This is a genomic window from Maridesulfovibrio sp., assembly GCF_963678865.1.
In the GTDB taxonomy this organism is placed as follows: Bacteria; Desulfobacterota; Desulfovibrionia; order Desulfovibrionales; family Desulfovibrionaceae; genus Maridesulfovibrio.
Genome location: NZ_OY787459.1, coordinates 2,952,563 through 2,975,906, shown reverse-complemented (window position 1 = coordinate 2,975,906; position 23,344 = coordinate 2,952,563). Strand labels below are relative to the sequence as shown.

Here is a 23,344-nt window from a genome sequence, read left to right as displayed (position 1 = left end):
TAATCTCGCCACGCCAGCGGCAAAGGCCAACCAAAAGTTTCTTTGGTCCCCGAAGAGCCGCCGGAGGCATCATTATTTCAAAGTAACAAGGCCGTAGTTCTTTTTGCCTTTACGGATGAGCATACATTCACCGCCAATGAAGTCATCATCACCGGGAACGTAATCGAACTCGGCAACGCGCTCATTGTTGATATACAGGCCGCCGCCCTTGATGTCCTTGCGGGCCTGACCTTTGGATTTAACCATGCCCAGATCAAGCAGAATCTGAGGCAGGTCGGGCAGCTCGTCCTTGACGTATTCAACACCGGGAGCTGCTTCCATGGCCCCGCGCAGGGTTGCGGCATCTACAGACTTAATGTCGCCCTTGCCGAACAGCGCTGCTGTTGCAGCCTGAACTTTTTCAAGCTCTTCCCTGCCGTGGATCATAATGGTGGTTTCTTCGGCAAGGCGTTTATGGGCGGAACGCATATGTGGTGCTTCCTCGTGCTCTTTGGCAATTTCATCAATCTCTTCCTTGGAAAGGAAAGTGAAATACTTGAGGAAATTGATCACATCACGGTCATCGGTGTTGACCCAAAACTGATAAAATGTGTACGGAGAAGTCATTTCAGGGTTCAGGTAAACGGCATTGCCTTCACTCTTACCGAACTTCTGACCGGATGCGGTGGTGATCAGCGGGAAAGTCACAGCATAACCTTCACCCTGAGCCTTACGGCGGATCAATTCACAACCTGCGGTGATGTTACCCCACTGGTCCCCTCCACCAATCTGGAGCTGACAACCTTTTTCCTTGAACAGGTGATAAAAGTCGTAGCCCTGCAGAATCATGTAACTGAATTCGGTGTAGGAAATGCCTACATCATCACGGCCGAAACGACCCTTCACGGATTCTTTGGCCATCATCCAGTTAATAGTGAAATGCTTGCCGACATCACGCAGCATTTCAAGATATGAAATATCTTTGGTCCAGTCGTAGTTGTTTACAACTTCTGCTTTCTCACCGGTGTTACGCTCGCAGAAAGCCTCAATCTGGGCCTGAATATTCGCAGCCTGAGATTCAATTTTTTCAATGGAGGAAAACTCTCTTTCCTTATCCTTTCCGCTGGGATCACCGACACGTCCGGTTGCGCCTCCAAGCAGAAACAAGGGATTGTGGCCGGCACGTTTCATACGCACAAGACACAGCAGAGGAACAAGGTTACCGATATGCAGGCTGTCGGCAGTGGGGTCGAAGCCACAATACATGCACTGACCGGGAGTATCCAGATACTCGCGTACCTTCTCTTCGTCAGATACCTGATTGATCAGCCCTCGCCACTTTAGTTCGTCATAAATGTTCATTTGGTTAAACCTCTTTAGAATGTATTTATTTGCCTGCATTAGGCATGCCTTCGGCAACCCTGCCGGGGGCCGTAAACCCTTTTTGAAAAAAGGGTTTAAGAATCCCAAAAACTTTTATTAAGCTTCGCTGGGTAAGGTCAACGATAGGCAATAATTTTATGAAATTTTTCTTATACGCTCATACGGCCTGAGTTGTATGTCTCAATTGAGACAGTCCGGCCTGTTTCTTCGTCAATTTCGAGCAGCACGCCCTGCAATTCGATGGGGCCGCCTGCAACTTTCCATTTCTGGGGCAATCCGGTCACAAACCTTTTGATTACCGGATTGGGGCTTAAGCCCAGACAGGATTCAATGGGACCGCACATGCCGGCATCGGTTATATATCCGGTTCCTTTTTCAAAAACACGGGCATCATTCGTTTGTACATGGGTATGAGTCCCCAATACTGCGCTGACCCGCCCGTCAAGGTAACGGCCAAGGCTCTGCTTCTCTGAAGTGGCCTCGGCATGAAAATCCACCAGGATAATTTTAATCTCCGGATCGAGTTCCTCTAAAATTTTATCTGCGGTATGAAACGGACATTCTGCCGGATCCATGAAAACACGACCCTGCATATTGATTACCGCAACGGGCACTTCATCATGGACTTTAAAAGATGTCCAGCCCCTTCCGCGTGTACCTTCCGGCAGGTTAGCCGGACGAATAAGCTTATCGCTGGTCTTTAAAAAAGAATAAATATTGCTGAACTTCCAGATATGGTTCCCGGACGTGAGCAGATCAATACCGCAATCCAGAAGCTGCTGCGCATTTTTTATGGAAAGCCCGATTCCCTGTGATGCATTTTCTCCATTGGCAATGATCAGATCAAGGTTCAACTCTTCACGTAGAGTCTTAATTTTGGCGGCAATCCCCTTACGGCCGGGACGCCCGAATATGTCACCGAGAAAAAGAATACGCATGGGATTAATCATAATTTATAAAAGACTTAACCGGATCAAGGTACAAACTAAAAACAACAGACAGCTTAAACCCAATCGGGATTCCAAAGGGACTTGTTCCTTTGGTCCCGCTGGAAAGCGACCTCGGAGAGCCGCCGGAGGCATCTTTCATTCTAAAAAAACGCAAAGCGCATCGACGATAAAGAAAAGGCCCGGTAAACCGGGCCCTTCAGGAAGTTATTTACTTTGCATAGCCCACCGAACGCCGTTCGCGAATAACGGTCACGCGAATCTGCCCCGGATAGGTCATGTTGTTTTCAATCTTGGTGGCGATGTCCTTACAGAGCATATGGGTGTTATCGTCAGAGACTTTCTCAGCATCGACCATAACCCTGATCTCACGACCGGCCTGAATGGCGTATGCTTTAGCAACACCGTCAAAACCGGTAGCAACGTTCTCAAGCTCTTCAAGACGCTTGACGTAGTTTTCCAACAGTTCCTTACGAGCACCGGGACGGGCACCGGACAAGGAGTCCGCAGCCTGTACGAGGGTTGCAAGTACGGATTTAGGCGGAATATCTTCGTGGTGAGCCTGAATGGCATGGATGATCTCTTTGGATTCGCCATGCTTTTTGGCAAGGTCGGCACCAATAACGGCATGCGGGCCTTCAATTTCGTGGTCCACAGCCTTACCAATATCATGCAGCAAACCTGCACGTTTGGCGATTTTCTCATCCATACCCAGCTCAGCGGCCATGATCCCACAGAGGAAAGCCACTTCAAGTGAATGCTGGAGAACATTCTGGGAAAAACTGGTGCGGTACTGCAGCTGACCGATAAGCTTGACGATTTCGGGATGGATACCGTGTACGCCCACATCAAAGGTTGCCTGTTCACCGATTTCACGCAGCTTGACGTCCATTTCCTGCTCAACTTTGTTGACGATGTCTTCAATGCGAGCGGGATGGATACGTCCATCGTGGATCAAACGCTCAAGAGCCTGCTTGGCCACTTCGCGGCGCAGCGGGCTGTAAGCTGAAAGAACAACTGTTTCCGGGGTATCATCAATGATCAGGTCTACACCGGTAGCAGCCTCCAGCGCACGGATGTTACGACCTTCACGTCCGATAATACGACCCTTCATATCTTCGGAAGGCAGAGTTACAGCGGTAACAGTCTGTTCGTTGACGTAGTCACCGGAGTAACGCTGGATAGCCAGAGCCAGAATCTTGCGGGCCTTGCGGGTGCCTTCTTCCTTGGCTTCCATTTCAATGGCGCGAACCATTTTAGCGGCCTCGTGACGGGTCCGGCTTTCAATTTCAGTCATGAGCTTTTCACGCGCTTCTTCTACAGTCAGCCCGGAGACTTCCTGCAGTTTGCGTTCATGCTCATCTTTACGCTTTTCAAGATCTTCACGCAGAGTTTCAAGCTTCTTTTCCTGCTTGATCATGCGTTTTTCAAGAGCCACAACTTCCGACTCTTTACTGGCGACCTTCTCAAGCTTGTTCTCAAGACGCTCTTCTTTTTCCTGGAGACGTTCTTCCTGACGTTTCAGGCCGCGCTCCATTTCTTTATACTCGTTTTCCTGCTCTTTTTTCAGAGCATATACTTCATCCTGCCCCTGAAGCTTAATTTCCTTTTTCATGGCTTCAGCTTCTTTACGGGCCTCCTGTACAATCCGGTCTGCCAATCCCTGTGAATCGGCCAGACGCTTGGAATTCACGTACCTGTGCAAGGCGTATCCGCCTGCGGCACCAAGGGCGATTCCAAATAGTATTAGAAAAAAATCCCCAAACATGCCTTTCTCCTTTTATGTTGACAGGCCTCAACGGACCTGATTTGTCACCACCGATTTGTTAAATCGGAAAAGATTATAACAATCTGCAATGGAAGGTAAGGAAAAAATAAAAGCAGGCTGGGTGAGAAAATCTTTAAGCAGGCAGGCAGAATAATTAGACAAATTAATCCCTTAATTCATACCAATGCCGAGAATCCCGCTAGGGGACCCCGGAGATGCCGTGTTGCCGTATACGTTAGAACCTAGTCTAACAGGTGGGCGCTGCACCCGGAATTTAAGGCTTCCCGGTTAAACCGGGCCTGCACACCACTCCGGTGATGCTTGCTCCCTTACTTTTTATATTGGTTCAAAAGCCATAGGGCAATCACGCACTCCCCAGGGAAATTTCTTATATCTTAAAAAGTTGTGCAATGCACAACTTATCACTTCTCTAACAGCGCGTTAATTTTCTCTTCCATAGTTTCCAGCTTGCGGCTGTGTTCAAGGTAGTCATCGGCAAGACTCAGCGCCAGACAGGTGAGTAATTTCTCCCTGCTGACATCTTTTCCGCCCCTGGTAAGCTCGCTGAATCTCTCTTCGAGCACGTCTTTAGCGGCTTCAATTCTTTCTTTATCCGCATCGGTCTTGAATGATATTTCAAGCCCGAGAACGGGTATTGTATAACGGGGCATATTAATCCGGTGACTATAGTCCTCTATAATTTTATATAAACCCGCCCCCCTATTTTCAAGGGGAGCGGAGCTAAAAACCTTATTCGAGGGTACCTTCAACTTTATTCAGGAGAACCTCAATGCGACCACGGACTTCGTCCTTGCGCTGTTTCTCCTGTTCAAGTTCCTCAAGAAGAAATGCATTTTCTTCTTCGAGTTGCTTGATCTTTTGCAGCATTTTATCGAAACGTTCTTCCAATTGAGCGATTATTTCCATATTTCTAACCTAATACCTTATCATTACAAAATCAAGACTTCTTAAAAGTCCGGGAAATGTTGACCTGCTTACCTCTAGCCACGCCGAGGTCTCCATCATTCACATTTTTGGTAATTGTTGATCCGGCCCCGATTAAGGCGCCTTTACCAATAGTTACAGGAGCGACCAGAGCTGTATTACTGCCAATAAAAGCGCCTTCGCCAATGACAGTTTTATGCTTGTTCACCCCATCATAATTGCAAGTAATTGTTCCTGCGCCGATATTTGTTCCGGCACCGATCTCGCTGTCACCCAGATAAGTCAGGTGGCTGGCCTTCGCGCCCTTGCCGAGCACGGCCTTCTTAATTTCAACAAAGTTGCCCACCTTGGAGCCTTCTTCCATAACTGCACCGGGGCGCAATCTACCGTAGGGTCCGACCATGCAGTCCCGGCCGACCTGTGCATCTTCAAGATGACTGTATGCCTTGATCAGTGCACCTTCAGCAATCTCACTATCCACAATTCTGCAATGAGATTCAACTACAGATCCGCGCGCAATCACGGACAGTCCGTAAATCTCGCAGGGACCGGTTATCTCGACACCCGGCTCAATCTTAACACAGGGGCCGACTACAACAGATTCCCAATTGTGCAGTGTAACACCGCTGTTAAGCAACTTTTCTGCAGCTCTTAAACGCAAAACGCTCTCTGCCTGTGCAAGCTCAAACGGACTGTTGATCCCCATGAGATCAATGGAATCTCCGGCATTAACTGCGGTGACGTTCATGCCAGATTCCACAGCAAGGTCAACAAGATCAGTGATATAATACTCTCCGCTCTTATTATTGTTGGTCAGCTTGCTAAGAAGGCTTTCCACAGCGGAAATTTTCAGGCAATAAATCCCGGCATTGACTTCACCGCTGGCCGGACCGTGCACTGATTCATCGTAATCTTTGGCTTCCACAATAGCGGCAACCTGCCCGTTTTCATCGCGGGTGACTCGGCCGAATTCACCGGAATCATCAGGGGTGATACTTACAAAAGAAATATCTGATCCATCCCTTTGAACAGCCGTAAGAAAATCAGCCACAATATGTTCCTGAATAAGCGGAGTATCTCCGTTGATTACCAGGCAATATTCAGATTCAGTCTGCTTGATGCACTCCCACCCCATCTGCAGGGCATGTCCAGTTCCAAGCTGTTCAGCCTGAAGCACAAATCGGTCTTTCATATCCGGAAATGCTTTTTCTACCCGTTCGGCTTCAAAACCGACAATGGTAAAAACATTCTCACCCAGAGATGGCTTCAACGCATTATATACATAGTAGAGCATGGACTCGCCGAGCAAGGTTTTAAGAACCTTAGGGCTTTCCGAATGCATGCGGGTACCCTTTCCTCCGGCTAGAACGAGGGCGCAGGCAAATGAATTATTCATAATCAATTACTCTCCGATATTAATTGCTCGCAACTTGTTAGCAGGTTGCCGATGCTGCGTAAACAGGAATTGCCTCGGCCAGACTTAATGAAAATATAACAAGAAGCTTAAACCCTTTTGCAAAAAGGAATTAAGCTACGCAAAACTTTTTGTTATGACCTAGCAGCATTGCATAAACGGATTAAATTATAAAACATACCTCAAGCTAACACGCTGTGATGGAAGAGATGATTTATCAATGGATAAAAAAAAGGAGCAGACTGTCAAACAGTCTGCTCCCTGATAGCCATACGGGCTTTAGAGGCTGAAACTAAGCTCTAGTGAGTGGTAGTCCCGGCCTTCTGGGCCGCATCTTTGCAGCTTAAGCGTGCGAGCGCTCTCTGAAGAGCTGCCTGCGCGCGGGCGGATTCGATGCGATCCTGTGCTTTAGCCAAACGAGCCTTCGCTTTTTCCTGAGCTTTCTGAGCCCGAGCGATGTCGATCTCAACGGCCTTTTCAGCAACTTCGGCGAGAATGGTCACTTTATTGTTTCCTACTTCGGCAAAGCCGCCGGAAACAAAGATATAGTGAGTACGGTTACCCTCTTTAAAGTAGAGGTTACCTACGCCGAGAGCCGAAAGAAAGGGTATGTGATTGGCCATAATACCAAACTCACCCTCAATTCCCGGAGCGCCGACATAGTCGACTTCCTGGGAAAGGACCTTGCGATCAGGAGTAACGATTTCCAAAAGGAGCTTACTAGCCATAATCGCGTCCTATGCTATTTGTTTTTCTCTTTTTCAATGGCTTCTTCGATTGCGCCAACCATGTAGAAAGAGTTTTCAGCCATGTCATCGTATTCGCCGTCGAGGATTCCTCTGAAAGCCTTAACAGTATCTTCCAGCTTTACGTATACGCCGGGGGTACCGGTGAATACTTCAGCAACGTGGAAGGGCTGGGAGAGAAAACGCTGGATGCGGCGTGCACGTGCAACAGTCTGCTTATCTTCGTCGGACAGTTCGTCCATACCGAGAATGGCGATGATGTCCTGAAGGTCTTTGTATTTCTGCAGAACCATCTGAACTTCACGAGCAGTATTGTAGTGATCGGCACCAAGGATGTTGGGGTCGAGAATACGGGAAGTGGAGTCAAGGGGGTCAACAGCAGGGTAAATACCAAGCTCTGCAATCTGACGGGAAAGAACGAGAGTACCGTCAAGGTGAGAGAAGGTGGTTGCCGGAGCGGGGTCAGTCAAGTCATCCGCAGGGACGTAAACAGCCTGAACAGAGGTAATGGAACCTTTGTTGGTGGAGGTAATACGTTCCTGGAGTCCACCAAGGTCAGTACCGAGAGTAGGCTGGTAACCAACTGCGGAAGGCATACGACCGAGAAGTGCGGATACCTCAGAACCTGCCTGGGTGAAACGGAAGATGTTATCAATAAAGAGAAGAACGTCTTCACCTTCTACATCACGGAAGTACTCAGCGATGGTCAGGGCGGTCAGTGCAACACGAGCACGTGCTCCCGGAGGTTCGTTCATCTGGCCGTATACGAGAGCAGACTTCTCAAGAACGCCTGCGTCTTTCATTTCATGGTAGAGGTCGTTACCTTCACGGGTACGCTCACCAACACCTGCGAAGCAAGATTTACCACCGTGCTGTTTCGCAATGTTGTTGATCATTTCCATCAGAATAACGGTTTTACCAACACCTGCGCCGCCGAAGAGGCCCATCTTACCACCCTTGGGGAAGGGAACAAGAAGGTCAACAACCTTGATACCGGTTTCCAGCAGTTCAACGTTGGTGGACAGCTCGGTGAATTCCGGAGCAGCACGGTGAATGGACATAGTTTCTTTAGCGTCGATGGGGCCCAGTTCATCAACAGGGCGACCAACTACGTTGAGGATACGACCGAGAACGCCGTCACCGACAGGTACGGAGATGGATTTACCGGTTGCAACTACTTCCATGCCGCGAACGAGACCTTCGGTAGCGTCCATAGCAATGGTACGAACAACGTTGTCACCGAGGTGCTGCGCAACCTCACACACCAGATCAGGTGCATCGGTGTTGTTCGGGTTATCAATCTCGACCGCAGTCAGAATGTTGGGCAATTGCCCTTCAGGAAATTCGACGTCGACAACCGCGCCGATAACCTGAACAATTTTACCTGTAACTTTACTCATCAGAGTAACCCCCTATATTATCCTTTCAGCGCTTCTGCGCCGCCGACAATGTCCATAAGATCCGCGGTAATAGCAGCCTGCCTGGTTTTGTTGTAAAGCAGAGTCAGAGTTTCGGTCATATCGTCGCATGCTCTGGATGCGTTATCCATGGCAGCCATACGTGCAGCATGTTCGCTGCAGGATGTGTCGAGCAGACCGCGGTAAACCTGAACTTTAACAAAACGGGGCAGCAGCTCCGCGAGAAGGCCTTCAACGGAAGGTTCGTAAATGTATTCGCTGGAAGCTCCGGATTCAACTTCTTCACCTGCTGCGTCAGAAGACAAGGGCAGGATCTGGAGAGTTTCCGGGGGCTGGCTTGCGACGTTTACGAATTTACCGAAGACGAGGAAAACCTCATCAAGCTCTTCAGCAAGGTAGGCGTCGATAACTTTGTTACCGATGGATGCAGCCAGATTGAAGTCGAAGGAACTCATATCGTCAGTGTATGCTTCAATGATTTCGTATTCAGTCTTCTTAACGGCGGCAGCGCCTTTTTTACCTACGCAGTAAAACTTGACAGCTTTACCTTCAGCCATCTTTGCAGCAGCCAGTTTAAGGGCTGCATTTATCATATTAGCATTAAAACTACCGCAAAGTCCGCGATCAGAGGTGGTAAGTACGATACCTACAGTCTTGATCTCTTCGTGAACTTCGAGCAGCGGGTGTACGGAGGAATCCGCGCCTGCTGCCAGATCACCGAGCATTTCATAGAATTTGTCAGCGTAGGGGCGGAAGCGCTCAATTCTGTCCTGAGCACCGCGCAGTTTAGCTGACGCAACCATGTTCATGGCTTTGGTAATCTGCTTTGTCTTTTTAATACTGACGATTTGGTTTTGGACATCCTTAAGAGAAGCCATAAGTACCTCCCAGGATTAAGCTGTGAAACCTTTATTGAACTCTTCCAGAGCGGCCTTCAGCTTGCCTTCGATATCGTCGTCAATAGCGCCTTTAGTCTTGATGCCTTCCAGAATTTCAGGTTTCGCATTAGCGATGAATTCCTGGAGTTCATCTTCGTATTTACGTACTGCGGTAACAGGTACTTCGTCCATGTAGCCGCGGGTACCGGCGTACAGAGAAACAACCTGCTCCATGACGTTCATGGGCTTGTACTGAGGCTGCTTAAGAAGCTCAACCATGCGAGCACCGCGGTTCAGCTTCTGCTGGGTGGCCTTATCAAGGTCGGAACCGAAAGCTGCGAAAGCTGCGAGTTCACGATACTGAGCGAGGTCAAGACGCAGAGTACCTGCAACCTGCTTCATAGCTTTAATCTGAGCAGCACCACCAACTCGGGATACGGACAGACCTACGTTAACAGCAGGACGGATACCGGAGTTGAAGAGGTTGGGCTCGAGGTAAACCTGACCGTCGGTAATGGAGATAACGTTGGTCGGGATGTATGCGGATACGTCACCTGCCTGAGTTTCAATGATGGGCAGTGCGGTCAGAGAACCGGCGCCGAGGCTATCATTTACTTTACAGGAACGCTCAAGAAGCCTTGAGTGCAGGTAGAAAACGTCACCGGGGTATGCTTCACGTCCCGGAGGGCGACGAAGCAGGAGAGACATCTGTCTGTATGCAACAGCCTGTTTGGAAAGGTCATCGTAAGCGATGAGGGCGTGCTTACCACCGTCACGGTAGTACTCAGCCATGGTTGCACCTGTGTATGCAGAAATAAACTGCAGAGGTGCAGGCTCAGATGCTGTTGCAGAAACGATTGTGGTGTATTCCATTGCACCGTGCTTACGCAGAATGTCAGCAACAAGAGCAACTGATGCTTTTTTCTGACCGATAGCAACGTAGAAGCAGTGGATACCGGAATCTTTCTGAGCGAGGATAGCGTCAACGCAGATAGCTGTTTTACCGACCTGACGGTCACCAATAATCAGCTCACGCTGGCCACGTCCGATAGGAGTCATCGCATCAATTGCTTTCAGACCGGTGTACATGGGCTCATGTACGGACTTACGTGCGATGATACCGGGAGCTTTAAGCTCAACAGGACGGGTTTCTTTTGCTTCAATGGGTCCGAGACCATCGATGGGCTGTCCGAGAGGGTTCACAACGCGACCCATAACAGCGTCACCAACAGGTACGGAGAAGAGCTTGCCGGTACGTTTTACCGGGTCACCTTCTTTAATGCCTGTGTCGTCACCGAGGAGAGCGACACCGACGTTATCTTCTTCGAGGTTGAGAACCATGCCCATCAGGCCGCCGGGAAACTCGAGGAGTTCCATAGCCATTGCGTTCTCAACACCATGAACACGAGCAATACCGTCACCAACGTACAGTACGGTACCGGTTTCGCTCATTTCGACCTTAGACTCATAATTCTGAATCTGATCTTCAATGATTTTGCTGATTTCTTCCGCTTTAATCTGCATGGCCCTACACACCCCTTTTAATCTGTTCTTTCATCATTTGCAGCTGTGCGCGAATGCTTGCATCAAGAACTTTATCGCCTACCTGAAGAACAACACCTCCGAGGATGTCTTTATCCATAGCAAAGTCGAGTTCGAGTTTGCTTTTGAGCTGTTCTTCAAGACGAGTCTGAATTTCTTTCTGACGCTTAACGGTCAGCTTGATTGCAGTCACCAGTTTGCCACGGACGACACCCTGAACGTTATCCAGCATTCCTGCAAAGTCGCTTGCGATTTCAGGAATTACGGACAGACGTCCTTTGTCGGCCAGAAGGCTGCAAAAGTTTTTAACCACAGGTCCTGCCGAGGTCTTCTCAAGCAGTTTTTCAAGCACGGCTTTCTTTTCATCCGCACTGAAAACAGGATTCTGGAAGAGCCTCAGGGCCTCCGGGGAATCTTCCAGGATCTGGGACAACTCGGACAGTGCCTTACCATACGCCGCAAGGTCTGTTTCTCCCTGCTTCTGGCCAACGGAGAACAGCGCCTTGGCGTATCTGCGTGAGACTATGTTCCCGGTCATTAGAGCACCACCTTTGTTAAGTATTCATCCACCAGAGTCTCATGCTGAGCTTTGGTAAGCTTGCTCTTAACGATTTTCTCAGCAGCTTCGATGACCTTGTCAGCCATTTCAGCACGCATTTCGTCAAGCGCTATGTTTACTTCCTGCTCTGCGGAGACTGTGGCCTGAGCTTTGATCTGCTCGGCAGTCTGCTCGGCTTTCTGGATGATCGCCGCCTTCATGGCCTCGCCCTGAGTTCTGGCTTCGGAAAGGATGGATTCCTTTTCCTGTTCCAGATTAGCAATACTTGATTCGACGTCGCGGAGCTTTTTCTCTGCAGCTTCCTTGCGGGACTGCAAATCGTTAAGCTCCTGTTTGATACCCGCCTGACGACCCTTAAAGAGTGCGGCGATTTTATCACCTGCAAACTTGTAAAGGACCCCGAGGACGAGGATCAAGTTAAGTACACGCCAACCGAAGTTTGCCCAGGGAATCTCGTGCGCCTCTCCCCCATGACCGCTTGCGTAGGCTGCGCCTGCTGCCAGCAGTACGGAAAGAGCGGCTGTTGCCATGATCATGTTTTTCCGCTTCAAGGCTAAACCCCCCTTCGATATTGATTAGGCCTAGCCAAGAACCTTGGCTGTAACCTTCTGAGCAAAAGCTTCAACTTCGCCACCAAGAACCTTCATTGCTGCACCTTTATCAGCTGCAACCTCCGCGCGAGCTTCCTTCATAGTTGCTGCTGCAACTTTTCCGGCCTCGGCGAGCAATGTGTGTTCCTGAGCGGCGCCCTGATCTTTGAAGTCGTTCCGGATTTCCATTCCCTCTTTGCGGGCAGAGTCCAGAGCAGCTTCGTAATCCTTAACCTTTGTCGCAGCCTGTCCGTTGAAATTTTCCACCTTGGAAAGCTGGTCGCTCATGAGCTCCGCACGCTTTCTGATGATTCCACGAATAGGACGAAACATAAGAAGGTTGAGAACAAGAAGGGTGATGATGAAGTTCGCTAACTGGATAAAAAAGCTAATATCTAAATCAATCATGCCTGCTCCCGAAAAGGTTGTGAATTTTTGTCCAAAGTCAGTTGCGGTGTAGCTAAATTTAGAGCTTGTGTCAAAGGGTTTTTGAAAATGAATCGGTTACTTTTAGCCGATTAAGCCCCGTGGACACTGGCTTGTTATTTTTTTAACTAATTTCTTCTGTTTCTGTTTCAACTTCGGAAGAGGGGCTGGAACTCATCGTTACGCGCCCTTCAAGAACGGCTCCCTCTTCCACTACAAGCGAGGGAGTAACGAGATTACCCTGCAGATTTGCGGTCTTGTGCAGGACAGCTTTTTCACTGGCGTAAACCTCACCGTTGAGCCGTCCGCTTAAGACAAGCTGGCCCACGCGCAGAACACCTTCAACCCTTGCTTCCTTGCCCACAACCAGAGTCCCCTCGGACTCGACTTCACCGTTGAAGTTGCCGTCGATACGCACGGCTCCCTGAAAATTAAGCTTCCCCTGATAATCGGTTCCGCTTCCTAAAAATGCATTTATTTCATCTCTTGCCATTTTAATCTCCTTTTCCCCTGAGCCGGTTTTGGAAAACAAAAACATGCGGCTTACCCCTGTTTAAACACGTAACGCCTCATGGAAACGTTCAGCACGAGTCCCACGAGGCAAAGGTTGACCACGGTGCCGCTTCCACCGTAGCTGATGAATGGTAAAGGTATGCCTACTACCGGCATTAGTCCGAGGACCATACCCATATTGATTAGTATTTGCCAGAAGAAATAGAAGAACACGCCTGCCGCAAGGTAGCTTCCGAACAGGTCTTTTGCCTCTCTGGCAGTAACCACCATCTGGTACAGAAAAACACAAAAAAGAGTCAGAAGCGCCATAGCCCCGGCAAAGCCCCACTCTTCCCCGAAAACAGCGATTGCAAAGTCCGTATGCTTTTCCGGAAGAAAACGCAGCTGAGACTGCGTTCCGCCCAGAAAACCTTTACCCCAGACCCGTCCGGAGCCGATAGCAATCTCGGACTGGATGATATGATACCCCGCTCCAAGTGGATCACTTGCCGGGTTCATAAATGAGACAATGCGCCTTTTCTGGTAGTCGTGCAGGAAAAACCAGCCGATGGGAATAAGACACGGCCCGATGATAGCCAGAGTCTTGAAAAGTCTGGGCGTAAGTCCGCGATAAAGAATCATCCCGCCGAGTATCAGCAGTATATTCAACCCCGAACCGAGGTCCGGCTGGATGATGACCATACCAGCCGGGATCAGCCCCACGCCGACCACGTAAGCCAGTTTTTTGATATCCAGCGGGTCGCTGCTGCGGGAGAGGATCTTGGCTCCGATGATCAGGATGGTAATTTTAGCCATTTCACTGGGCTGAAAATTGAAAAAACCCAGATCCAGCCAGCGACGGGCGCCGTAAATAGTCTTCCCGATAACCGGAACACAAGCCAGCAGAATCACAGTAAGCCAGAACAAGGGCCAGGCAATGGTCCGAAGATGACGATAATCAAACAGCATGAAGGTAATCATCCCGGCGAAACCCATCAGTCCCCAGATGAGCTGCTTCTGATAGAAAGAGCTTACGCTCATGCCCTCTTCCAGCCTGAACCCGCTCGCGGAATAAAGGTTGAGAACCCCCACAAAGAAAAGCATTGCCGCCAGCCCAAGCAGGAACCAGTTCATATGGATAAGTAATCTGCGGTCAATGGGAGACATTACTTTTTTTCCTTCTTTTCTTTGAAAATATGATCGTAGATGGCCTTAACGACCGGACCGGCACCGGAGGCGCCGTGCAAGCCGTGCTCAACCATGCAGACCACTACGTATCGCTTGGTGCCTTTCTCCGCAAAACTAGCCATCCATGCATGATCCCGGTATTTGTAAGGGATATCCTTATCCTTCATTTTTTTGAGTTCTTCGGTCAGCTTAACCACCTGTGCGGTTCCGGTTTTACCACCGATAACTACTCCCTTCATACGTAACCTGCGTGCGGTTCCATGAGGTTTGTCTACTGTGGAGATCATAGCCTTGCGAATTATTTCACGTTGTGCATCGGTAAGCGGAATACGGCCCTGTTCTTCTGCAGGCTCGCCGGCCAGAAGCTGCGGTCTGAGCAACCTGCCGCCATTAATAAGGGAAGATATGGAACGTGCCACCTGCAAGGGAGTAACAAGGGTATACCCCTGCCCGATGGCAAAGTTGAGGTTTTCGCCGGGATGCCATATTTCTCCGAACCTCTTCCGCTTCCATTTACGGGTGGGGATCAGTCCGCCTTTTTCGTGGGGCAAAGATATTCCGGTGGGTTTTCCAAACCCGGCAGCCACGGCATATTCACTCAGCTTGTCTACGCCCAACTTCATGCCAAGCTTGTAATAGTAGACATCGCAGGACTCCACCAGCGACTTCTCAAGGTCTGTCTCTCCATGTCCGCCTCTTTTCCAGCAACGAAATACATATTTACCCAGCTTGGTAAAACCTGGACAATAAATAGTATCTTCGGGAGTAATAACTCCGTAATGCAGGCCGGCCCCGGCCACGGTCATTTTAAAAACCGAGCCCGGCGGGTATACGGACTGAATCACCCTGTTCTGCAGCGGAGTACGCTGATCATCCCGCAAAGCCAGCCACTGTTTCTGGGAAAGGCCGGCGGTAAAAGCATTGTTATCGTAGGAAGGAGCACTGACAAAGGCCAGAATCTGGCCGTTATCTGGATTCATGACCACCACTGCACCGGCTTTGCCCTCAAGCAACTTACCGCCCAGCTCCTGCAGGTCTAGATCTATGGAAAGGTCAATATCTTCACCCGCAACTGGCGGAGTCAGAATACGTTCCTTGAGCCTGCGCCCGGTGGCGTCGACCTCGCTCTGCCTGCGGCCTTTAATGCCCCGGAACCTCTTCTCCAGTACAGACTCCAGCCCTTGCTTACCCACGTAATCGCCTACAGCAAGATCGGAATCACCTTCCAACTCCGCCACATCCACTTCAGCAACATAGCCGAGTACATGCGAAAGAAGCGGACCCTGTAAATATTTGCGGCGGGGCCGGACCACCACTTCCAGACCGGGCCAATGCATGGAGTTGGCCTCAATCACCGCCACCTGCTCAAAAGTAAGGTTGGGAACAAGGATAAGAGGCTCGAAGGGTTTTACCCTGCGCCGCATCTTTGCAAAAACTTTTTTAATTTCAGCAAGCTCTATCCCGGACCACTTGGACACCATCTCAAGGGTGGCATCAAGATTCTTGCAGTCCTCGCGGACAATACCTAGAGCGTAGGCCGGTTCATTGACTGCCAGCAGATTACCGTTGCGGTCTCTGATCAACCCGCGCGGAGCATAGAGATTATCCTGACGCAACTGGTTATTACGGGCCTGTTCGGAAAAATATTCGCCCTTATGAATCTGCAGGTACCAGAAACGCAAGGCAAAAATACAAAACAGGAGCAGAATAAGCCCCTGCAAGAGCAGCAGACCGTTTTTCGGTGGCTGCTGAGTCTTGGATTCATACAGGCTCATGTGTAAACCTTTTCGGATAGAGATATTTCAGCAGGAGCCATTCGGCAGGGAAAATAACGGCCTGCAGAACACCCTCAAAAATATAGCGGTCAGGCATCCAGACCATATCGGCGAGCATGGACATCATAGCGGTCAGAGCAGGATGCAACGCCCCCAGAACCGCCCCGCAAAGCAAAGCGAACATCATGGACTGCACATCAAAAAACATGGCTCCGCAACGGTATAGAAAGAAAAGAGATGAGTACCAGACAATTGAATAACCGAAAGGCAATCCGCCGATTCCATCCTGAACCAGAGACCAGATCAGGATCAGCCAAAGAGTATGGTATTTCTTTTCAAGTTGAATACAGAGCAGTAGACCGGGTGCAAAAAAATCAACTCCGGGAACAATTTTCTGTGCCCATATTGCCGCAAAACTGAAGCAGAACCACCAAAATGCGGAAGACATGGGTTACCCCCCTTCAGTGACAGTGGAGTTATTGACCAGCGCTGTAGAATTCACGATGCCTTGTGTGGAATTGGTTTCAGGTAACACCCGGCGCAGCAGAAGGACCTCTTCAACGTTATCCATATCCACCAGCGGCTCCGCCTCAACATCAAGAAAAAGAGAAATATCTGAACGCTCAACAGAAACAATTCTTGCCACTGGCAAGCCCGGGGGAAAAATACCGGCAAGGCCGGATGTAACCAGAATTTCACCATCTGTAACCGGAGCGTTGAGCTTCATGTATTTTACACTGAGCGGTTCTCCTTCCCCATTACCAACCAGCAACCCTGTGGAGCGGTGAAGTTGCCCGCGCACAGAAATCCTGCTGTTCAAATCAGTAAGAAGCAAAGCTTTGGAGGCACTCAGTCCCGGCTCTGTCACCCTCCCTAAAACGCCCAATGGACTAAGGACCGGTGTATCAGAACCAACTCCGGAGGTGACACCTTTATTGAGGATGATAGAATCAAGGGCTGCTGTCGGCCCCATGCGGTGGGCGATTATACGGGCGCCGTTTGTCTTCCAGCCCTGAACAGGTTTGATTTCCAGAAGCTGCTGAAAGCGTTCGGCTTCAGCGGCTTTTTCCCGCAACTTCATGATCTCAAGCCGCATAAGGTCATTCTGGGAACTCAGTTGGTCGTTTAACTGTTTCAGCCCCACCAGATAGACATACTTATCAAGAAATTCAACAGATTGGTCATGAACCCACTCGCAGGGCCACAAAACCCATTTAACGATTTCAAGTCCGGTAAACCCGGCCAGGCGATCCAGTTGCCCCGACCTCAGGTTCCAAGAATAGAGACTGAGGTAAACAAACAGGCCAATAATGACGGCTATAGCGGCGCGCTTAAGCTTCACACTTAATCCTCTGTAAAAGAAAAGCAGAGATTGAATACAAAATCAGAAAATTAAAAAAGCTATAACCAGAAAGACGAGAGTCCGGACAGAGAAAGTTGAAATCAATCTCAAATCCGAGTGCAATGCTTTTCTGAGGACATAGTTTTTTACAGATCGGATCTGTAAAAAACTATGCCCTCAGCCGTAACCGATGCACTCGATTCCTCCGCGGCAAAAGAAGCGGATCTAATCAATAGTTACGTCTTTATAGATGTTTATTTCATCTAAAGCTCTACCGGAACCGACAACAACTGCATCAAGAGGAGTATCGACCACAGTGATGGGCAGATGGGTTTCCTGGCTCAAGAGCTGATCCAGACCTTTAAGCAAGGCCCCGCCACCGGTAAGCACTATGCCCCGGTCAACGATGTCGGCTGCAAGTTCAGGCGGAGTCTGTTCAAGGGCAACGCGAACACCCTGAACAATGGAATCCACCTGTTCGGAAATTGCTTTCCTGATCTCTTCAGAGGTAATCAGGATATTCTGGGGAATACCGGTCACAAGGTCACGTCCCTTAACTTCCATCTCAATTTCTTCTTCCAGCGGGTAAGCGGAACCGATCTTGATTTTGATGGTTTCGGCAGTGGATTCACCGATGAGCATGGAATATTTGCGCTTAACATGCTGCATGATGGCTTCATCCATCTTGTCGCCGCCGACACGTACGGAACGGGCGTAGACAATACCGGAAAGGGAGATAACCGCGATTTCAGAAGTACCGCCACCGATATCTACGACCATGTTGGAAGTAGGCTCGGTAATAGGCAGGTTTGCACCGATGGCCGCCGCCATAGGCTCCTCAATGAGGTAAACCTCACGGGCGCCTGCGCTCTGGGCACTTTCCTTGACCGCCCTTTTTTCAACCTGGGTAATCCCGGTAGGCACGCAGATCATAATCCGGGGGCGGACCAGCCTGCGGCTGTTATGGACTTTTGAAATGAAATGGCGCAACATGGCTTCGGTGACCTCAAAGTCAGCGATTACGCCGTCTTTCATAGGTCTGATAGCAACAATGTTGCCGGGAGTTCGACCAAGCATCCTCTTGGCTTCCAACCCAACGGCGAGAACCTTGCTACCGCCGTTAACGTCTCTCTTAACAGCGACCACAGAAGGTTCGCTGAGCATTACGCCTTTACCTTTTACATAAACCAGTGTGTTAGCTGTACCGAGGTCGATTGCAAGGTCACTGGAAAACGAACCGAGTATCTTGTCGAAAATCGATGCCATATTAAACTGGAAACTCCGAAAAAAATGTGATTCTAAAACACCTCGTGAGAGGCGGACTTTAAGTCTATCAAAAGAAAATCCTAGGAGTTAACTAGCAGAAGAAAGTGTGGCAGGCAACACATTAGAACACTTCGGACAGTAGCTGAATTTTAGGGACAATGATCCGTACAAACGTATATATTTTCAATCTTGGAATTAATTCGGGCAACCCCTGCCCGTAAAAAGGAGTACCCATGCACCGTTTTTACGGTCTGGCCGCCCGTCTGCGGCAAAGCTTCGGGGAACGGGTTCAAAAAATCCCGCTCGATTTCGGTTTTACCTGTCCAAACCGTGACGGTTCAATTTCCCGCAAGGGATGTATTTTCTGCAGTCCTCAGGGATCGGGCTCCGGCCTGCACGGCCTTTCCATGTCCATCCCCGAACAGTGGTACCACTGGCAGGAAAAATTATCCAAGCTATACACAGCCAGACTTTACCTCGCTTATCTGCAATCCTACTCCAACACATATTGCAGCCGTGAAGAGTTGAAATGTGCCCTCGACCAGCTTGAAGGATTACCCGGACTTTCAGGAATCTGCATCGGTACGCGCCCCGACTGCCTTGATGACGACAAACTGGCCCTGATCAAAAGCCTCGGACTTAAGGAAACATGGCTCGACCTCGGCCTGCAAAGCTCCAACAACACGACACTGAAGCGCATTAACCGCGGACACAGCGCCGAACAATTTGCCGAAGCCGTGAAAATGGCCAACAGGCACGGGGTTGATGTTTGCGCCCATCTCATTGCCGGTCTGCCCGGAGAAACCACTGAAGATTTTCTTGAATCAGTCCGTTTTCTTAACGGCCTGCCTATTGCCGGGATCAAATTCCATAACCTTTTCGTCTGCAAAGGTACTCCTCTCAAAAAACTTTATGATGCCGGCAAATATACCCCCATTGAAAAAGACGTCTACATAAACGTGCTGGTAGAAGCCATCTCAATTCTGAGGCCGGACATTGTAATTCATCGTCTCAAAGCAGATGCCGTACCCGGAGAACTTATTGCTCCGGAATGGGTGCGTCAGAAACGCAAGGTGCTCAATGAAATAGAGCAGACCATGAAAGCTAAGGGGATTTGGCAGGGCTGCGCGAGAAAAGATGCCCCGGACAGACCGCCGCTCTGGTATGGTCCTGAACACAAATCATAGACTTACACCGGAATCACGATATAGATATAAAGGCAAAAGTTGACCAATACTAACAATAATGCTTATTGTTAGTACTGGGAACACAACAATTAGATATAAGCTCGGGCCATTATGACAGATATATTCAGCAAAGATTTTTTAAATGCGATAACTGATGGGATTTACTTCCTTAATAGGGATAAAGCCATAACTTTTTGGAACAAAGGAGCAGAAAGACTGGCCGGATATTCCTCTGCTGAAGTTGAAGGTGTCAGGTGCGAGAACAATATGCTCCGCCACGTTGATGAGAATGGAATAAACCTATGCGAAAATGGGTGCCCGCTTGAAGCAACAATGCATGACGGGAAAATCCGTGAAGCCAATGTATACATGCACCACAAACTTGGCCATCGAGTTTTGATCAATGTAAAATCATTTCCGATAAGAGATGAACTTGGACGAATTACAGGTGCAGCAGAGGTTTTTTCCAAAATCGAAGGACCGACTGATCTGACGAAAGAGCTGGAATTGTTGCGTCAGGAAGCTATGACAGACCCGCTTACCGGTATAGCGAATAGACGCTGCATGGATCTGGCAGCGGCTCACTTTGAAACGTCTATAAAACAGACTGACCTAAGTCTTGGGATTCTATTTCTAGATATTGATCATTTTAAAACAGTTAACGATAAATTTGGTCACGAAACAGGCGATAAGGTTCTGACTATGGTGGCAAATACAATGTCTTCAGCCTTACGTCCGACTGACATTGCCAGCCGCTGGGGAGGGGAAGAATTTGTAATTTTTGTTCCTGGTGTCAATTTAAAAGAGCTTTCGAAGCTCGCCGAGCGTCTCCGGAGATTGATCGAAGCATCATGGATTGACATCAAAAACGAGCAGATCTCAGTTACCGCATCAATTGGGGGGACAATGGTCAGACCGGACGAAACAATTTGTTCAGCCATCAGGCGGGCCGACAAGCAGGTTTATTTATGTAAACAATCCGGTCGTAACTGCGTTCACGTTGAAGAGTAACCAGCCCTCAGCAGACAATCTTTTCACTGATTATCATTGGTTCAACAAATAGAAACGGCCCGTACGCATGAGCGCTCAGGCCGTTTCAAGCACGGTCAAGAGGGTGAGGATAAAATTACTTATTCCCTTTTTTCTGCATCTTGGCCCTGATGAAAATGGCCAGCAGGTTCATGCTCAGCACAAGGGTAATCAACACAAGGGAAGTACCATACTGGATATGCCTTGTTTTCTCGATCTCAGTCCCGGCAGTTGCCAGAACATAAATGTGGTAAGGAAGCGCCATCACGTCATCGAAAAGAGATTGCGGCATTTCAGGTGTAAAAAACACTGCTGCCGTAAACATGATGGCAGCGGTTTCTCCTGCCGCTCTGGAAAGAGTCAGGATTGCCCCGGTAAGCATGCCGGGCAGCGCAGCGGGCAGCACAACCTTGTAGATAGTCTGCCATTTGGTTGCTCCGAGACCGAGAGATGCTTCGCGATAGGTCTGCGGAACAGAACGCAAGGCTTCTTCAGAGGCACCGATAACCAGCGGCAGGGCCAGCGCTCCGAGGGTACAGACCCCGGCCATGATACTTACGCCCATCCCCATAACGGTAACAAAAAGGGAAAGCCCGAATAGTCCGAAAACAACGGAGGGTACACCGGCAAGGTTATTAATACCAAGACGGATGATACGCACAAGTCTGGGAGAGGTAGCATATTCATTAAGATAGATTGCAGTGGCAATCCCCCATGGCAGGGCAATCATCAGCGCTCCATAACTGAGAACGATGGTTCCTACGATACAGGGCAGGATACCTCCGGCAGTCATGGATTCGCGGGGATTTTCAGTGAGGAATTCCCAGCTCATGGCCGGAAGGCCGTAATATAAGACAAAGCCTACAATAACCAGCAGCGCAAGCCCGTTAATTGCCGCTGCGCCTTTAAACAGCAGGAAGACAACTTTCTGGATCTTCTCCCTCATCGAATAATTATCTTTGCCGGGCTCCATCATGGTCTCGGCCACTTCTATATTACTTTCCATCATGGAATCCACTTGTTCTATAGTTTCTGCATTGTTCATTTCTTTCACCGATTTTCCCGTGCGTTTCAGTTATAAAGTAGCGGAACCGACCTGCTTGTATTTATGGGCCACATAATCCGCAATGAGGTTGAAAGCCATGGTGAAGAGGAAAAGCACCATACCGATGGCAAAAAGTGCGTAGTAGTGGTCACTGTGAAAAGGGGCTTCGCCCATTTCCGCAGCAATGGATGCGGGCATGGGGCGGACCGGATCGAAAATTGATCCGGGCAGCAAACCGGCACCGCCGGCAACCATGAGCACAACCATGGTTTCACCTATGGAACGGGCCATACCGAGTATAACCCCGGTGGAAATACCGGAAAGTGAAGCTGGAACAATTACCTTATATATGGACTGCCAGTGAGTGGCCCCAAGAGCGAGGGAAGCCTCTTTGAGTTCCGGCGGGACGGAATACAGCGCGTCCTCTGAAAGGCTGGTGATGGTCGGAACAGCCATGAAAGCCAGCATTACTGATGCGTTGAACAGGTTCAGCCCGACTGCGATGTCGAAAGTATCCTGTAAAAACGGAGCGACAACAACCATACCGAAAAATCCGATAACGACTGAAGGCAGGGCTGCGAGCATCTCCACTGCAGGTTTAACAATATTGCGGACCTTAAGCGGAGCAATTTCGGCAAGATAAATTGCAGTCATGACCCCAAGAGGAATAGCGATAACCGAAGACAGCATCGTAACCGCACCGGAGCCGACAATAAGAGGCCAGATACCGAAAGCGGGGTCTTCGTCAGTAGGATACCATTCGTGTCCGAAAAGAAAATCAGTGACAGATACGTGCTTAAAAATCGGCATCCCTTCAATAAAGAGGAACATCATGATCAGGAAAAGTACCAGAATGGAAGTAAATGCAGTGATCAAAAAAATTGAATGAATGATTCGTTCGGTGGTGCGCCTGCCAAGGGAAAGGGAGGAAATACCCAAAATCGCGAGTCCCACAAAACCGAGTATTCCGCTCAGCACATACCAACCCGTACTTCTGGAAGAAACCATGCTTTGGGCACTGGCTTTGATCATAGGCAGGATCTCACCTTCTTTTTTACCCTTGACCATCACATCCGGATCGGTGCGCACATGGGTGTAGACCCTGTTTAATTCAGCACCGAGTTCTTTGACCCTGAGTTCCTTTTCGGCCTGACTCAGAGAGGACTCTGCAGTGGTTTCAGCAATCTCATGGTTGGAAAGCATCATGACTTTCTTCAAAGCGCCGACAGCACTTTTGGAATAGTCACCCCTTTGGGCAACCTTTTCGGCTGAGGAAATAAATATCTGTTCAGCTTCGGTTCTTACGCCCAGCTTGTAGGCATAAATTCCGGATACAACTGCAAGGATAAGAAGCAGTAAACAGATGTTGCGGGACGTAATCACGACTTTTCCCCTGATATAAAAATTTGTTTAACTGTTAGCCTT

At 49.2% G+C, this 23,344-nt stretch carries 23 protein-coding genes and 1 other RNA gene; 2 read left to right on the top strand and 22 right to left on the bottom strand.

Translation table 11 applies throughout. The annotated features are described in order from the left end of the window. Nucleotides 1-72: 72 nt before the first annotated feature. The 20 genes from tyrS to ACKU41_RS13560 form a co-directional block, all read right to left on the bottom strand. Complete coding sequence (gene tyrS / locus ACKU41_RS13655; protein ID WP_321401542.1) at nt 73-1,341, bottom strand: tyrosine--tRNA ligase; 1,269 nt, start codon at nt 1,339-1,341, stop codon at nt 73-75. A 170-nt stretch (nt 1,342-1,511) separates the two neighbouring features. Continuing rightward, the gene (locus ACKU41_RS13650; RefSeq protein WP_321401540.1) at nt 1,512-2,300 is read right to left on the bottom strand and encodes a TIGR00282 family metallophosphoesterase; all 789 of its coding nucleotides are present in this window, start codon (nt 2,298-2,300) and stop codon (nt 1,512-1,514) included. A gap of 220 nt (nt 2,301-2,520) precedes the next feature. Then, nucleotides 2,521-4,077: a ribonuclease Y gene (gene rny, locus ACKU41_RS13645; RefSeq protein WP_319777938.1), complete on the bottom strand. Its 1,557-nt coding sequence runs from the start codon at nt 4,075-4,077 to the stop codon at nt 2,521-2,523. A 202-nt stretch (nt 4,078-4,279) separates the two neighbouring features. Beyond that, nucleotides 4,280-4,462, bottom strand: a non-coding RNA gene (ssrS, locus tag ACKU41_RS13640) — 6S RNA. Between the two features lie 37 nt (nt 4,463-4,499). Continuing rightward, nucleotides 4,500-4,748 carry a cell division protein ZapA gene (locus tag ACKU41_RS13635; protein ID WP_015853314.1) on the bottom strand — a complete coding sequence of 83 codons (249 nt, stop codon included), beginning with the start codon at nt 4,746-4,748 and terminating at the stop codon, nt 4,500-4,502. A 79-nt stretch (nt 4,749-4,827) separates the two neighbouring features. Next, nucleotides 4,828-5,004: a hypothetical protein gene (locus ACKU41_RS13630; protein ID WP_319777937.1), complete on the bottom strand. Its 177-nt coding sequence runs from the start codon at nt 5,002-5,004 to the stop codon at nt 4,828-4,830. A gap of 31 nt (nt 5,005-5,035) precedes the next feature. Beyond that, nucleotides 5,036-6,418, bottom strand: a complete 1,383-nt coding sequence (gene glmU, locus ACKU41_RS13625; protein WP_321401536.1) for a bifunctional UDP-N-acetylglucosamine diphosphorylase/glucosamine-1-phosphate N-acetyltransferase GlmU — start codon at nt 6,416-6,418, stop codon at nt 5,036-5,038. 317 nt (nt 6,419-6,735) lie between these two features. Beyond that, on the bottom strand, nt 6,736-7,164 hold the full coding sequence (locus tag ACKU41_RS13620; protein WP_319777935.1) for a F0F1 ATP synthase subunit epsilon: 429 nt from the start codon (nt 7,162-7,164) through the stop codon (nt 6,736-6,738). 14 nt (nt 7,165-7,178) lie between these two features. Next, entirely contained in the window at nt 7,179-8,582 is a 1,404-nt protein-coding gene (atpD, locus tag ACKU41_RS13615) for a F0F1 ATP synthase subunit beta (protein ID WP_321401534.1), read from the bottom strand. Between the two features lie 17 nt (nt 8,583-8,599). Next, on the bottom strand, nt 8,600-9,478 hold the full coding sequence (locus ACKU41_RS13610) for a F0F1 ATP synthase subunit gamma (protein WP_319777932.1): 879 nt from the start codon (nt 9,476-9,478) through the stop codon (nt 8,600-8,602). A 15-nt stretch (nt 9,479-9,493) separates the two neighbouring features. Next, nucleotides 9,494-11,002, bottom strand: coding sequence for a F0F1 ATP synthase subunit alpha (gene atpA / locus ACKU41_RS13605; protein WP_319777931.1), 1,509 nt, complete (start codon nt 11,000-11,002; stop codon nt 9,494-9,496). A 4-nt stretch (nt 11,003-11,006) separates the two neighbouring features. Next, entirely contained in the window at nt 11,007-11,558 is a 552-nt protein-coding gene (locus ACKU41_RS13600; protein WP_319777930.1) for a F0F1 ATP synthase subunit delta, read from the bottom strand. Beyond that, nucleotides 11,558-12,115 (bottom strand): F0F1 ATP synthase subunit B, encoded by a 558-nt coding sequence (atpF, locus tag ACKU41_RS13595; RefSeq protein ID WP_319779565.1) that lies wholly within the window; start codon nt 12,113-12,115, stop codon nt 11,558-11,560. The genes ACKU41_RS13600 and atpF overlap by 1 nt, the downstream gene beginning before the upstream one ends. Nucleotides 12,116-12,160: 45 nt before the next feature. Then, nucleotides 12,161-12,577, bottom strand: coding sequence for an ATP synthase F0 subunit B (locus ACKU41_RS13590; protein ID WP_319777929.1), 417 nt, complete (start codon nt 12,575-12,577; stop codon nt 12,161-12,163). Nucleotides 12,578-12,719: 142 nt separating this feature from the next. Beyond that, complete coding sequence (locus ACKU41_RS13585) at nt 12,720-13,088, bottom strand: polymer-forming cytoskeletal protein (RefSeq protein WP_319777928.1); 369 nt, start codon at nt 13,086-13,088, stop codon at nt 12,720-12,722. Between the two features lie 50 nt (nt 13,089-13,138). Continuing rightward, nucleotides 13,139-14,254, bottom strand: a complete 1,116-nt coding sequence (rodA, locus tag ACKU41_RS13580) for a rod shape-determining protein RodA (RefSeq protein WP_321401531.1) — start codon at nt 14,252-14,254, stop codon at nt 13,139-13,141. Continuing rightward, on the bottom strand, nt 14,254-16,050 hold the full coding sequence (gene mrdA, locus ACKU41_RS13575) for a penicillin-binding protein 2 (RefSeq protein WP_321401528.1): 1,797 nt from the start codon (nt 16,048-16,050) through the stop codon (nt 14,254-14,256). The genes rodA and mrdA overlap by 1 nt, the downstream gene beginning before the upstream one ends. Beyond that, nucleotides 16,037-16,498: a hypothetical protein gene (locus ACKU41_RS13570; protein ID WP_319777924.1), complete on the bottom strand. Its 462-nt coding sequence runs from the start codon at nt 16,496-16,498 to the stop codon at nt 16,037-16,039. Before ACKU41_RS13570 ends, mrdA begins: the two co-directional genes overlap by 14 nt. Before the next feature lie 3 nt (nt 16,499-16,501). Then, nucleotides 16,502-17,392, bottom strand: a complete 891-nt coding sequence (gene mreC, locus ACKU41_RS13565) for a rod shape-determining protein MreC (protein ID WP_321401526.1) — start codon at nt 17,390-17,392, stop codon at nt 16,502-16,504. Nucleotides 17,393-17,617: 225 nt separating this feature from the next. Continuing rightward, nucleotides 17,618-18,658 carry a rod shape-determining protein gene (locus ACKU41_RS13560; protein ID WP_319777920.1) on the bottom strand — a complete coding sequence of 347 codons (1,041 nt, stop codon included), beginning with the start codon at nt 18,656-18,658 and terminating at the stop codon, nt 17,618-17,620. Between the two features lie 233 nt (nt 18,659-18,891). Here ACKU41_RS13560 and ACKU41_RS13555 point away from each other — a divergent pair, with 233 nt between their 5' ends. Both ACKU41_RS13555 and ACKU41_RS13550 read left to right on the top strand, forming a co-directional pair. Further along, a complete protein-coding gene (locus tag ACKU41_RS13555) occupies nt 18,892-19,845 on the top strand; it encodes a TIGR01212 family radical SAM protein (protein ID WP_321401522.1) in 954 nt (317 codons plus the stop codon). Between the two features lie 111 nt (nt 19,846-19,956). Next, nucleotides 19,957-20,856 carry a sensor domain-containing diguanylate cyclase gene (locus ACKU41_RS13550; protein ID WP_321401520.1) on the top strand — a complete coding sequence of 300 codons (900 nt, stop codon included), beginning with the start codon at nt 19,957-19,959 and terminating at the stop codon, nt 20,854-20,856. A gap of 115 nt (nt 20,857-20,971) precedes the next feature. Here ACKU41_RS13550 and pstA read toward each other — a convergent pair whose 3' ends face one another. Beyond that, nucleotides 20,972-21,820, bottom strand: coding sequence for a phosphate ABC transporter permease PstA (gene pstA, locus ACKU41_RS13545; RefSeq protein WP_394700670.1), 849 nt, complete (start codon nt 21,818-21,820; stop codon nt 20,972-20,974). Between the two features lie 129 nt (nt 21,821-21,949). Continuing rightward, nucleotides 21,950-22,813: a phosphate ABC transporter permease subunit PstC gene (gene pstC / locus ACKU41_RS13540; protein WP_319779562.1), complete on the bottom strand. Its 864-nt coding sequence runs from the start codon at nt 22,811-22,813 to the stop codon at nt 21,950-21,952. Nucleotides 22,814-23,344: the final 531 nt, after the last annotated feature.